The sequence below is a fragment of the Streptomyces scabiei 87.22 genome (genome assembly GCF_000091305.1).
In the GTDB taxonomy this organism is placed as follows: Bacteria; Actinomycetota; Actinomycetes; order Streptomycetales; family Streptomycetaceae; genus Streptomyces; species Streptomyces scabiei.
On record NC_013929.1, the window covers coordinates 9,331,957 to 9,346,907 of the forward strand.

1 protein-coding gene is annotated in these 14,951 nt (G+C 75.3%); it reads left to right on the plus strand.

The features are described from left to right. The first annotated feature begins 12 nt into the window (after positions 1-12). Positions 13-14,925 (plus strand): type I polyketide synthase, encoded by a 14,913-nt coding sequence (locus tag SCAB_RS40120; RefSeq protein WP_013005778.1) that lies wholly within the window; start codon positions 13-15, stop codon positions 14,923-14,925. Positions 14,926-14,951: the final 26 nt, after the last annotated feature.

Consider the following 14,951-nt stretch of genomic DNA (forward strand, 5'->3'; position numbering starts at 1 on the left):
AGCACCGCGAAGATGCCGGACGAACAGAAGCTTCTTGAGTACCTCAGGCGGGCGACCGCGGACCTCGGGCAGGCGCGCCAGCGGCTGCGCGAGGAGGAGGACGCCAGGCACGAGCCGATCGCGATCGTCTCGATGAGCTGCCGCTATCCCGGTGGCGCCGACGACCCCGAGCAGTTGTGGGACATGGTGTCCTCCGGCACCGACGCCATCTCCGAATGGCCGGCCGACCGGGGCTGGGACACGGCCGGCCTCTACGACCCGGACCCCGACCGGCCGGGCACCTCCTACACCCGGCACGGCGGATTCCTGCACCGGGCGGGGGAGTTCGACGCCGCGTTCTTCGGCATGTCGCCGCGTGAGGCCCTCGCCACCGACCCGCAGCAGCGGCTGCTCCTGGAGACCTCCTGGGAGACGCTGGAACGTGCGGGCATCGACCCGGCGGTCCTGAAGGGCACCGCGACCGGCGTCTTCGTCGGCGCCATGACCAACGGCTACGGCGACGGCTCCCGGGACCAGTCCGACGTCCAGGGCCTGCTCCACACCGGCACCGCCGGCAGTGTGATCTCCGGCCGGATCTCCTACACCCTGGGCCTGGAGGGCCCGGCGGTCACGGTCGACACCGCGTGCTCGTCCTCGCTGGTCGCCCTGCATCTCGCGATACGGGCGCTGCGCTCCGGCGAGTGCTCCCTCGCCCTCGCGTGCGGTGTCACCGTCATGCCGCATCCCGACCCCTACGTCGCGTTCAGCCGCCAGCGTGCCCTGGCACCCGACGGCCGCTGCAAGGCCTTCGCGGCCGGGGCCGACGGCACCTCGTGGTCCGAGGGCGTGGGGGTGCTGCTGCTGGAGCGGCTGTCGGACGCGCGGCGCCACGGTCGTCGGGTGCTGGCGGTGGTGCGGGGCAGCGCGGTGAACCAGGACGGGGCGAGCAACGGGCTGACGGCGCCGAACGGTCCTTCGCAGCAGCGGGTGATCCGGGCGGCGCTGGCGGACGCCCGGCTGCTGCCGGGTGATGTGGACGCGGTGGAGGCGCACGGTACGGGAACCCGGCTGGGCGACCCGATCGAGGCACAGGCGCTGCTCGCCACGTACGGCCAGGACCGGCCCGCCGACCGGCCCCTGCTGCTCGGCTCCCTCAAGTCCAACATCGGGCACACCTCGGCCGCCGCCGGGGTGGGCGGCGTCATCAAGATGGTCCAGGCGCTGCGCCACGAGGTGCTGCCCCGGACCCTGCACGTCGACGCGCCGACCCCGCAGGTCGACTGGTCGGCGGGCGCGGTCGAACTCCTCACCGAGGAACGCCCCTGGGCCTGCGACCCCGGCCGCCCCCGCCGCGCCGCCGTGTCCGGATTCGGCGTGAGCGGCACCAACGCCCACGTGATCCTGGAGGAGGCACCGGAGTCCCCCGAGACCCCGGAGGCTCCGGAAACCGCCACCCCCCTGCCGGTGGTGCCCTGGGTACTCTCCGCCCGTGGCGAGGACGCCCTCACCGACCGGGCCCGCCAACTGCTGGCCCTCGCCGACGCGGACGCCTTGATCCCGGGCGCCGTCGCCCGCACCCTCGCCACCGGCCGCTCGCCGCTCGAACACCGCGCCGTGGTGGTCGCGGGCGACGCCGAGGGATTCCGTACGGGACTCACCGCGCTGGCGACCGGTGGCGAGGCCGCCAACCTGGTCCGAGGGCTCGCGGGACCCGCCGGCCGGACCGTGTTCGTGTTCCCCGGCCAGGGGACCCAGTGGACCGGCATGGCTCTCGAACTCCTCGACTCCTCACCGGTGTTCGCGGCCCGCATGGCCGACTGCGAGCGCGCCCTCGCCCCGCACGTCGACTGGTCCCTCACCGACGTCCTGTCCTCCGCCACGGACCTGGAACGCGTCGACGTGGTCCAGCCCGCGCTGTGGGCCGTCATGGTCTCCCTGGCGGCGCTGTGGCGCTCGGCCGGTGTCGAGCCGGACGCCGTGCTCGGCCACAGCCAGGGCGAGATCGCCGCCGCCGTCGTGGCGGGTGCGTTGTCCCTGGAGGACGGCGCAAAGGTCGTCGCCCTGCGCAGCCAGGCCATCACGGCCATCGCCGGACGCGGTGGGATGGCCTCCGTCCCGCTGCCGCCGGAGGAGTTGGCCGGACATCTCGGCCCGTGGGGCGACCGGCTTTCCGTCGCCGCCGCCAACGGCCCGGCCGCCACGGTGCTGTCGGGCGACACCGAGGCGATCGACGGCGTGGTGGCCGCCCTCCGGGCCGAGGACGTACGGGCCCGTCGCATCCCCGTCGACTACGCCTCCCACTCCGCGCACGTCGAGGAGATCCGCGAACGGCTCCTGGAGTGCCTCGCGGACATCGAGCCGACGGCCGGCCGGGTGCCGTTCTTCTCCACCGTGGACCTGAACTGGCAGGACTCCGGCACGCTGGACGCCGAGTACTGGTACCGCAACCTGCGGCAGACCGTGCGGTTCGAGGAGGCCACCCGCACCCTGCTCGCCCAGGGCTTCCGTTTCTTCGTCGAGTCCAGCGCCCACCCGGTGCTCACCGTGGGCATCAGCCAGACCGCCGAGGCCGAGGAGTGCGACGCCGTCGCCGTCGGCACCCTCCGCCGCGACCAGGGTGGCCTGGACCGGTTCCTGCTCTCCCTCGCCGAGGCCCACACCGGTGGACTCGCGCCGGACTGGGACACCCTGCTCGCCGGGCACCCGGGTGACACCGTCGACCTGCCCACGTACCCCTTCCAGCGGCGCAGGTACTGGCTGGAACGGCCTTCGGCCGACGCCGAGGACACCGCCGCCACCGACCCGGCGGACGCAGCCTTCTGGGAGAGCGTCGGCGGACAGGACCTCCCGGCGCTCACCACGACGCTCGGCGTCCGCCCCGAGGATCCGCTGACCGTCGTCCTGCCCGCCCTGGCCGACTGGCGCAGGCGGCGCGACGAACGCGCGACCGTGGACTCCTGGCGCTACCGGGTCGACTGGCGGCCCCTCGCCGACGCCCCGGCCGGCCGCACCGCCGACGCCCCCACCGGCACCTGGCTGGTCGCGGTCACCGACGGCACGGAGGACGACCCGACGCGGGAAGCCGTGGTCCGGGCGCTGCGCGAGGCCGGCGCCGTCCCCGTGCCCGTCGTCCTGACCGAGGCCCACGCCGACCGGGCCACACTGACCGCGCACCTCTCCGAGGCGAGCACCGGCCCCGTCAGCGGCGTCCTCTCCCTCGTCGCCCTCGACGAGCGCCCCCACCCGGGCCACCCCCACCTCCCCCTCGGCCTCGCGCTCACCCTGACCCTCGTGCAGGCCCTGGGCGACGCCGGCGTCACCGCCCCGCTCTGGTGCGCCACCCGGGGAGCGGTCACGACGGGCCGCGACGACGCGGTGACCAGTCCCGGACAGCACATGGTCTGGGGCCTCGGCCGGTGTGCCGCGCTGGAGCACCCGCAGCGCTGGGGCGGTCTGGTCGACCTGCCCGGAACGCTCGACGAGCGGGCCGCCGCCCGGCTGTGCGGCATCCTGGCCGGCCGGGACGACGAGGACCAGGTCGCCGTACGCCACTCCGGCGCGTACGGCCGGCGGCTGGTCCGTGCCCGGCCCGCCGGCCCCGCCCGCGCGGACGCCTGGCAGCCACGCGGCACGGTCCTGGTCACCGGCGGCACCGGCGGCGTGGGCGCGCACCTCGCGCGCTGGCTGGCCGAGGGCGGTGCCGAGCACCTCGTCCTGGTCGGCCGCCGGGGCGCCGACACCCCCGGCGCGGCCGACCTGACCGCCGAGCTGACCGCGCTCGGCACCCGGGTCACCGTCGCCGCCTGCGACGTCGCCGACCGCGACCGGCTCGCCGAACTGGTGGCCGGGCTCGAACAGGACGGCTCCCGGATCGGGACCGTCATCCACGCCGCCGGCACGGGCCAGCTCGTGCCGCTGTCCGACACCGACCCCGACGAGTTCGCCGACATCCTCTACGCCAAGGTCGCCGGCGCGGAGAACCTCGACGCCGTCTTCGACCGGGACGACCTGGACTCCTTCGTCCTGTTCTCCTCCATCTCCGGCGTCTGGGGCAGCGGCGACCACGGCGCGTACGCCTCCGCCAACGCCCACCTCGACGCGCTCGCGGACCGGCGCCGCGCCCGGGGCCGCACCGCCACCTCCGTGGTGTGGGGCATCTGGGACCCCGAGGGCGGCGCGGGCATGGCCGCCAACCTCGTCGAGGAGCAGCTGCGCGGCCGGGGCATCCCCTTCATGGCCCCCCGGGTCGCGCTGACCGGGCTCCGGCAGGTCCTGACCGACGACGAGACCGTCGTCCTCGTCACCGCCGTCGACTGGGACCGCTTCGCGCCCGTGTTCACCTCGGCCCGGCCCAGCCCGCTCATCGGCGACCTGCCCGAGGTCCGACGCGCGCTCGCCGAGGAGACCGCGCCCGGCCAGGACGGCGACGACACCGCCTCCTCGCTGCGCGACCGCATCGCGGACCTGCCCCCCGCCGACCGCGACCGCCTGCTCACCGACCTCGTGCGCGCGCACGCGGCCGCCGTCCTCGGCCACGGCTCCGCCGACGCCATCGCCCCTGAACGCGCGTTCCGTGAACTGGGCTTCGACTCGCTGACCGCCGTGGAGATGCGCAACCGGCTCAACGCCGCCACCGGTCTGCGGCTCCCGCTCACGGTCCTCTTCGACTACGCCTCGGCCGACGCGCTCGCCCGGCATCTGCGCGAGGAACTCCTCGGCCCCGACACCGCCGCCCCGGCCGGACCGGCCGTGCCCGCCCATGTGCCCGCCGACGCCGACGACCCGATCGCCATCGTCGGCATGAGCTGCCGCTACCCCGGCGACGTCCGCACCCCGGAGGACCTCTGGCGGCTCGTCGCCGAGGGCCGGGACGTCATCTCCGCGCTGCCCGCCGACCGCGGCTGGGACCTGGACGGCCTGTACGACACCGACCCCGACCGGCCCGGTACGACCTACAGCTCCGAAGGCGGATTCCTCTACGACGCCGGGCAGTTCGACCCTGCCTTCTTCGGCATCTCGCCGCGCGAGGCGCTGGCCATGGACCCGCAGCAGCGGCTGCTCCTGGAGACCTCCTGGGAGGCCCTGGAACGGGCCGGCATCGACCCCGCCTCCCTGCGCGGCGGACAGGTCGGCGTGTTCGCCGGCGCCGCCTACCAGGGCTACGGCGGCCTGAGCGACGTACCGGAGGAGGTGGAGGGACACCTCATCGCCGGCATCTCCACCAGCATCCTGTCCGGCCGGATCGCCTACACCCTCGGCCTCGAAGGACCGGCGGTCACCGTCGACACGGCCTGCTCGTCCTCGCTGGTCGCCGTCCACCTGGCGGCCCAGGCCCTGCGCTCCGGCGAGTGCTCCCTGGCGCTCGCGGGCGGTGTGACCGTCATGGGCACCCCGCTGTCCTTCACCGGCTTCAGCAGACAGCGCGGTCTCGCCGCGGACGGCCGCTGCAAGTCCTTCGGCGCCGGCGCCGACGGCTTCGGCATGGCCGAGGGCGCCGGACTGCTGCTCCTGGAGCGGCTGTCGGACGCCCGGCGCAACGGCCACCCGGTGCTCGCCCTGGTGCGGGGCTCGGCCGTCAACCAGGACGGCGCCAGCAACGGGCTGACCGCCCCCAGCGGCCTGGCGCAGCAGCGGGTCATCCGCAGCGCGCTGGCCGGCGCGGGGGTGCCCTCGGCCGAGGTCGACGTCGTGGAGGCGCACGGTACGGGCACCCGGCTCGGTGACCCGATCGAGGCGCAGGCGCTGCTCGCGACGTACGGCCAGGACCGCCCCGCGGACCGGCCGCTGCTGCTCGGCTCGCTGAAGTCCAACATCGGGCACAGCCAGGCCGCCGCGGGCGTCGCCGGGATCATCAAGATGGTCCAGGCGATGCGCCACGAAGAACTGCCCCGCACCCTGCACGCCGAGGAGCCGACCCCCAACGTCGACTGGTCCGTGGGCGCAGTGGAACTCCTGACGGAGCCCCGGCCGTGGACCCGCAACGGCCACCCGCGCCGCGCCGGCGTCTCCTCCTTCGGACTCAGCGGCACCAACGCCCATGTGATCATCGAGGAGCCGCACGGCGAGGAGGCCGGGGAGGCGCCCGAGGGCAACGCCCCCGTGGCCGCCGTGCCGTGGCTGCTCTCCGGCCGGACCCCGGAAGCGCTGCGCGAGCAGGCCGCGCGGCTGCACGCCCGTCTGACGGACCGTCCGGAACTGCGGCCCCACGACGTCGGCCTCACCCTGGCCACCGCCCGGTCCGCCTTCGAACACCGTGCCGTCGTCGTCGGCGCCGACCAGGCCACCCTGCTCACCGGCCTGGCCGCACTCGCCGCCGGACAGGACGACCCCGCCGTGGTCCACGGCACCGTGGCCACGCCGGGCCGTACCGTCTTCGTCTTCCCCGGTCAGGGTTCGCAGTGGGCGGGCATGGCGGTGGGGCTGCTGGACTCGGCCCCGGTCTTCGCGGAGCGGGTGGCGCAGTGCGAACGGGCGCTGTCGCCGTACGTGGACTGGTCGTTGACCGATGTGCTGCGCGGCGGGCCCGACAGCCCGCCGCTCGACCGGGTCGACGTGGTCCAGCCGGTGCTGTTCTCGGTGATGGTGTCGCTGGCCGCGCTCTGGCGGTCGCACGGTGTCGAGCCGTCGGCGGTGATCGGGCACAGCCAGGGGGAGATCGCCGCCGCCGTGGTGGCCGGGGCGCTGTCCCTGGAGGACGGCGCCAGGATCGTCGCCCTGCGCAGCCGGATCCTGACCACGCTCGTCGACCGGGGCGCGATGCTCTTCGTCGCGCTCCCCGACGACCGGGTGCGCGAGCGGATGGCGCCCTGGGACGGCCGGCTGTCCGTCGCCGCCGTGAACGGGCCCGCCGCCGTGACCGTCTCCGGCGACCCGGAGGCCCTGGAGGAGTTCGGCGACCGGCTGTCCGAGGACGGCGTCATGCGGTGGATGATCCCGGGCGTCACCTTCGCCGGGCACTCGCCCCAGGTGGACGGGTTGCGCCGGGAACTGCTGGACGCGCTCGCCGGGGTGACACCCCGCCGGACCGACGTCGCCTTCTACTCCACCGTCACCGGGGGTGCCCTCGACACCACGGCCCTGGACACCGAGTACTGGTACCGCAACCTCCGCGAGCCCGTGGAGTTCCACCGCGCCCTCGCCGCGCTGGTCGACGCCGGCCACGACACCTTCGTCGAGGTCAGTCCGCACCCGGTGCTGGCGGTGTGGGTGGAGAAGAGCCTGGAGGCGGCGGACGTCGCCGGACTCGTCACGGGCACGCTGCACACCGACGACGGCGGCCCCGCCCGGTTCCTGACCGCGCTCGCCGGACCGCACGTCCACGGTGTCCCGGTGGACTGGCGGGCCGTGTTCGCGGGCACCGACGCCCGCCCCGTCGAACTGCCCACCTACGCCTTCCAGCGCCGGCGGTACTGGCTGGAGCCGACGGCGGCGCTCGCTGCCGGTGAAGGCGGTGCCCAGCCCGCCGACACGGCCTTCTGGGACGCCGTCGAACGGCACGACCTGACCGCCGTCGCCGCCGCGCTGAACCTGCCGGACGCGGACGCGACCGCCCGTGCCTCCCTCGGCGGGGTGCTCCCCGCGCTCGCCGACTGGCAGCGCGGCCGCCGCGGCCGCACCACCATCGACGGCTGGCGCTACCAGGTCACCTTCAAGCCCTTGCACCTCACCCCCGGCACCCCCGCCCTCACCGGCACCTGGTGGGTCGTCGTACCGGCCGGCGCCGCCGGCCACCCCGTGGTCGAGGGAGCGCTGCGCGCCCTCGAACGGCACGGTGCCACCGCCGTACCCGTCGAGATCGGCACCACCGGCACCGACCGGGCCGGCCTGGCCGCCCGGCTGGGCGCCGCGACCGCCCCGGACGGCGGCGTGCTCTCGCTGCTCGCCCTCGCCGAGCAGCCGTACGCCGACGGGACAGCTCTGCCGACCGGGCTCGCCCTCACCACCACCCTCCTCCAGGCACTCGGCGACGCCGGGATCAACGCCCCCCTGTGGTCCGCGACCTGCGGCGCGGTGTCCGTCGGACGCTCCGACGCCCTCACCGCACCCGCCCAGGCGACCCTGTGGGGACTCGGCGCCGTCGCCGGCGTGGAGTACCCGGAACGCTGGGCCGGAATGCTCGACCTGCCCTCCGACCTGGACGAACGCGCCGGCGTCAGGCTGGCCGCCGTACTGGCGGGTCTCGACGGCGAGGACCAGATCGCGATCCGGCCCTCGGGCGTCTACGGCCGCAGGCTCGTCCGGGCCCGGCCCGCCGAGGAGACGACGGCGGACGCCTTCGACCCCGACGGCACGGTACTGATCACCGGCGGCACCGGCGCCCTCGGCGCCCATGTCGCACGCCGGCTCGCCCGCTCCGGCGCCCGCCACCTGCTGCTCACCGGCCGCCGCGGCCCCGACACGCCCGGTGCGGCGGAACTGGTCGCCGAACTCGCCGGCCTCGGCGCCGAGACGACGGTCGCCGCCTGTGACGCCGCCGACCGGGACGCGCTCGCCACCCTGCTCGCGGACATCCCCGAGGACCGCCCCCTGCGCACCGTCGTGCACGCCGCCGGCCTCCTGGACGACGGCGTCCTCGACACCCTCACCCCCGAGCGGGCCGCCGGGGTCCTGCGCCCCAAGATGGACGCCGCCCTCAACCTGGACGCCCTCACCCGCGACCTGGACCTGACCGCGTTCGTCCTGTTCTCCTCGCTCGCCGGCACCCTCGGCGGCACCGGACAGGGCAGCTACGCCGCGGCCAACGCGTTCCTGGACGCCCTCGCCGAGCAGCGGCGCTCGCTCGGCCTGCCGGCCACCTCCGTGGCCTGGGGCCTGTGGGCGGGCGACAGCGCCGCCGACTCGGCCCGCGAACGGCTGGTGCGCAACGGGCTGCCGCCGATGGACCCGGAGCTCGCGGTCACGGCCCTGGAACAGGCCATGGGGCGGGCCGAGCCCAGGCTCGTGCTCTGCGACTTCGCCTGGGACCGCTTCGCGCCGGCCTACACCGCCCTGCGGCCCAGCGCCGCCCTGCGCGACCTGCCCGACGTCCGCGACGTCCTGGCCGCCACCGGCGCCGACCGGCAGGAGACGGAGGCGGACTCCCTCGCCGCCCGCCTCGCGGCCCTGTCCCCCCAGGAGCGGCAGGAGGAACTGACCCGCCTGGTCGCCACCGAGGTCGCCGCCGTCCTCGGCCACCCCGACCCCGCCGGCATCGACCCCGACCGGGTCTTCAAGGACCTCGGCTTCGACTCGCTCACCGCGGTCGACCTGCGCAACCGGCTCTCCGAGGCCACCGGGCTGCGGCTGTCGGTCACCCTGGTCTTCGACCACCCCACCGTCACCGCCCTGGTGGACCACGTACGGTCCGAACTCGGCGGTACGGCACCGGCACAAACCTCCGTACCCGCGCCGGCGTCCTCACCCGCGCAGGCCGCGGTGGCCGACGACGACGCCATCGCCGTCGTCGCGATGAGCTGCCGCTACCCCGGCGGCGTCACGACCCCGGAGGACCTGTGGCGACTCGTGACGTCGGGCTCCGACGCCATCACCGAGTTCCCCACCGGCCGTGGCTGGGACCTCGACGAGCTGTACGACCCCGACCCGGAGAAGCTCGGCCGTACGTACGCCCGTCACGGCGGCTTCCTGCACGACGCGGACCACTTCGACCCGGCGTTCTTCGGGATCTCCCCGCGTGAGGCGCTGGCGATCGACCCGCAGCAGCGCCTGCTCCTGGAGATCTCCTGGGAGGCGTTCGAACGGGCCGGTATCGACCCGGTGTCGCTGAAGGGCAGCCGGGCCGGGGTCTTCGTGGGCTCCAGCTACCGCGACTACGGCTCCCGCGTCCAGCAGCCCACCGAGGAGACCGAGGGCTACCTCGGCATCGGCAGCGCGGGCAGCGTCGCCTCCGGCCGGATCGCCTACACCCTCGGCCTCGAAGGGCCTGCGGTCACCGTCGACACCGCCTGCTCGTCCTCGCTGGTCGCCGTGCACCTCGCGGCCCAGGCCCTGCGCTCCGGCGAGTGCTCGCTCGCCCTCGCGGGCGGTGTCACCGTGATGTCCACCCCCGACGCGTTCATCGAGTTCAGCCGGCAGCGCGGGCTCGCCGCCGACGGCCGCTGCAAGCCCTTCGCCGCCGCGGCCGACGGCACCGCCTGGGCCGAGGGCGCCGGCATGGTCGTCCTGGAACGGCTCTCCGACGCCCGGCGCAACGGCCACCCGGTGCTCGCCCTGGTGCGGGGCTCGGCGGTCAACCAGGACGGCGCCAGCAACGGTCTCACCGCCCCCAACGGCCCTTCCCAGCAGCGCGTCATCCGCCAGGCCCTCGCCTCCGCCGGGCTCGACAGCGCAGAGGTTGACGCGGTGGAGGCGCACGGTACGGGCACCCGGCTCGGTGACCCGATCGAGGCGCAGGCGCTGCTCGCGACGTACGGCCAGGACCGCCCCGCGGACCGGCCGCTGCTGCTCGGCTCGCTGAAGTCCAACATCGGGCACGCCCAGGCCGCCGCCGGCATCGCGGGCCTGCAGAAGATGGTGCTGGCCATGCGGCACGGAGTCCTGCCGCGCACCCTCCACGTCGACGCGCCGACCCCGTTCGTCGACTGGTCGGCGGGCGCCGTGTCGCTGCTCACCGAGGACACCCCCTGGCCCGACCACGGGCGACCGCGCCGGGCCGCGATCTCGTCCTTCGGCGTCAGCGGCACCAACGCGCACACGATCCTGGAACACGTACCGGACGAGTACGCCCCGGACGGCCCGGACGAGGCCGGTGATGACGCCGCTGACGACGGGACCGTCCTGCCGTGGCTGCTGTCGGCCCGCAGCCGGGCCGCCCTGCGCGCCCAGGCCCAGCGGTTGCTGGAGCACACCGACGCCCGCCCCGGCCTGCGTCCGGCCGCCATCGCGCACACCCTGGCCACCGGCCGCAGCGCCTTCGAGTACCGGGGCGCCGTCGTGGGCGACAGCCGCGAGGCGCTGACCGGCGGACTGAAGGCACTCGCCACCGCCGGAAGCGCGTCCGGCGTCACCCAGGGCACGGCCGTGGCGGGGAAGGTCGCCTTCCTCTTCGCCGGACAGGGCAGCCAGCGCGCCGCGATGGGCGCCGAACTGTACGCCCGGTACCCGGTGTTCGCGGACGCCTTCGACGAGATCTGCGCCGAACTGGACCCGCTGCTCGACCGCCCGCTGCGCGAGGTCGTCTTCGCCGCGGCCGGTTCCGACGCGGCGGCCCGCCTGGACCGTACGGAGTACACGCAACCGGCGCTCTTCGCCGTCGAGGTCGCCCTCTTCCGGCTGGTCGAGCACTGGGGCGTGGTACCGGACCTGCTGCTCGGCCACTCCATCGGCGAACTGGCCGCCGCCCACGTCGCCGGGGTCCTCACCGCGCCTCACGCCGCCGCGCTGGTCGCGGCCCGGGGCCGCCTGATGCAGGCACTGCCCGAGGGCGGCGCCATGGTCGCGCTCACCGCGTCCGAGGCGGACGCCACGGCGCTCCTGGCCCCCTATGACGGCCGCGTTGCGGTGGCCGCCGTCAACGGCCCGGCCTCCGTCGTCGTCTCCGGCGACGAGGACGCCGTCCTCGACCTCGCCGAACAGTGGCGCGACCGGGGCGGCAAGGCCCGGCGGCTCACCGTCAGCCACGCCTTCCACTCGCCGCACATGGACGCCATGCTCGACGAGTTCCGGCGGGTCGCCGAGAGCCTGGACTACCGGGCGCCGCGCATCCCGCTGGTCTCCGACGTCACCGGCGAACTCGCCACCCCCGAACAGCTGGGATCGCCCGAGTACTGGGTGCGGCACGTCCGCGAGGCGGTCCGCTTCCACGACGGCATGCGGCGGCTCGCCGCCGAAGGCGCCGTGACCTACCTCGAACTCGGCCCCGACGGCTCACTCACCGCCATGGGCCGCGACTGCCTCGCCGAAGCCGACCCCATCGACTCCGACGACCCGGTGGACCCGTCCGCCGTCGGCCCCCTCGTGCCGCTGCTGCGCAAGGACCGCACCGAGATCCGGGCCCTCACCGACGCCCTCGCCCAGCTGTACGTCCGGGGCACGGCCGTCGACTGGCCCACGGTCCTGGAAGCCACCGGCAGGGGCGGCCGGGTCGAACTGCCCACCTACGCCTTCCAGCGCGAGCGCTACTGGCTGGAGGCCACTGCGGCATCCGGGGGCATGGCCGCCGCCGGGCTCCTGTCGGCGGACCACCCGCTGCTCGGCGCCGCCGTCCCGCTCGCCGACACCGACGGAGTCCTGTTCACCAGCAGGCTCTCCGTACGCACCCACCCCTGGCTGGCCGACCACGGTGTCTTCGGCACCGCCCTGTTCCCCGCCACCGCCTTGCTGGAACTGGCGGTCCGGGCGGGTGACCAGGTCGGCTGCGGCCAGGTCGAGGAACTCACCCTGGAAACCCCGCTGGTGATCCCCGCCCAGGGCTCGGTGGCACTGCAACTGACCGTCGGCGCCCCGGACACCACCGGCGCCCGCCCGCTCAGCGTCCACACCCGCCCGGGAGACACGGACGACATGGGCTGGACCTGCCACGCCCGGGGGCTGCTCGTCCCCGCCACCGACGAGACGGAACCGGCCGACTCCGTGACCTGGCCGCCGGCCGGCGCGCAGCCCGTGGAGATCGACGGTCTGTACGAGCGGTTCGCCGAGGGAGGCTTCGGATACGGGCCCGCGTTCCAGGGGCTGCGCGAGGTGTGGCGGCTCGGGGACGAGGTGTACGCCGAGGCGAGCCTTCCGTCCGAACAGCAGGCCGAGGCCGCACGGTTCGGGCTGCACCCCGCGCTCCTCGACAGCGCCCTGCACGCGCTGATCTTCGGCGTCCTCGAAGGCACCGACCAGGGGTGGCTGCCGTTCTCCTGGAACGGGATCCGCCTGCACGCCTCCGGGGCCCGCGCCCTGCGCATCCGACTGACCCCCGCGGGCAACAACGCGGTCTCCGTCCAGGCCGCCGACACGGCCGGACAGCCGGTCGCCTCCATCCGGTCCCTGGTGCTCCGCCCGGTCTCCCCGGACCAGGTACGCGCCGCCCGGACCGCGCACCACGACGACCTGTACCGCCTCGAATGGCCCACACTGCCCCAGCCCGCCGACGCCGGCTCCGACACCTGGGCCGTCATCGGCGCCGAGGCACCCGACTGGGCGGCTCACGGCATCACCCGCTCCGCCACCGACCTCAAGGCGCTCTCCCGGGAGATCGCCCAGGGAGCCGCCCGGCCCACGGCCGTCCTCGCCCACGTCCCCGCCGCACCGGAAGGACAGGGCAGGGCCGACGCCGTACGGCATGTCACCGGCCGAACCCTCACCCTCGTACAGGACTGGCTGGCCGACAGCACGTTCGCCGACGCCAAGCTGGTGCTCGTCACCCGGGACGGCGTCCCGACGAGCGCCGACGGCGACGCGCCGGACCTGACCCACGCCGCCGCATGGGGGCTGGCGCGGTCCGCGCAGACGGAGAACCCCGGCCGTTTCGTCCTCGCCGACCTCGACGGGACCAGGGCCTCCCGAGACGCTCTCACCGCCGCCGTCGCCTCCGGCGAACCCCAACTGGCGTTGCGCGAGGGCCGTGCGCACATCGCCCGGCTCGCCCGCGTGCCCGCCGCCGAACAGGCGGAGACACCCGACTGGGGACGCCCCGGCACGGTCCTGATCACCGGCGGCACCGGCGCCATCGGCTCCGTGCTCGCCCGTCACCTGGTCGCCGAACACGGCGTGAAGCGCCTGCTGCTCACCAGCCGCAGGGGCCCCGCCGCCGAGGGCACCGCCGACCTGGTCGTCGACCTCGCCGCACTCGGCGCCCACGCGGAGGTCGTGGCCTGCGACGCCGCCGACCGGGACGCACTGGCCCGACTGCTCGGCTCGCTGCCGGACGCCCACCCGCTGACCGCTGTCCTGCACGTGGCGGGGACCATCGCCGACGGGGTCGTGGACGCGATGACGCCGGGCCGGCTGGACACCGCCCTGCGGCCCAAGGTCGACGCGGCCTGGAACCTCCACGAGCTGACCGAGGACATGGACCTGTCGGCGTTCGTGGTGTTCTCCTCCATCGCCGGGATCTTCGGCGGCATGGGGCAGGGCAACTACGCGGCGGCCAACTCCTTCCTGGACGCGCTCGCCCACCACCGCCGGGCGAACGGCCTGCCCGCCGCGTCGCTCGCCTGGGGCCTGTGGGCGAACAAGAGCGGCATGAGCGGAGGCCTCGACGAGGCCGACTTCCGGCGCATCGCCCGCGGCGGCATCGTCGCCTTCTCCCCGGCCGAGGGCGCCGCCCTGTTCGACTCGGCCAACGCGACCGGCGAACCCGTCGTCCTGCCGCTGCGGCTGGACACCGGAGCCCTGGCCGCCCAGACCGGCACCGGCGGCGTTCCGGCTCTGCTGCGCGGACTCGTACGCCCGCCCGCCCGCCGCAGCGCGGCGGTCGGCGAGGTCGCCCCGGACGCGGCCGACACCCTGCGCCGCACCCTGGCCGGCCAGCCCGAGCAGCGGCGCGAACGGACCCTGCTCGACCTGGTGCGCGGGCACGCAGCCACCGTGCTCGGCTTCCCCGGCCCCGCCTCGGTGGACGCCGAACGCGGCCTGCTGGAACTGGGCTTCGACTCGCTGACCGCGGTCGAACTGCGCAACCGGCTCGGCGCCGCCACCGGCCTCAGGCTGCCCGCCACCCTGCTCTTCGACCACCCCACCTCGGCGGCCATCGCCCGCCAGCTGTCCGTCGAACTCGTCCCCGAGAGCGCCGGACCCGATCACGCCGCCGACACCGCGGGCCTGGCCGAACTCGGCCTGCTGGAAGGCGCCCTGGACAACGGCACGGCCGGGCCGGAGCTGCTCGGCCGGCTCGAAGAACTGATCAGCAGGCTGCGCCCGGGAACCGGTGGCGCGGCGCAGGACCGCCTGGAGGAGCGGATGGACACGGCCAGCGACGACGAGCTCTTCGAGTTCATCGACAACGAACTCGGCATGTCGTGACCCCCCTGCCCCCATCCGCGCGACGG

Coding starts and splice junctions, on each gene's coding strand:
- SCAB_RS40120 (WP_013005778.1), top strand. CDS start 13: ATGCCGGACGAACAGAAGCTTCTTGAGTACCTCAGGCGGGCGACCGCG.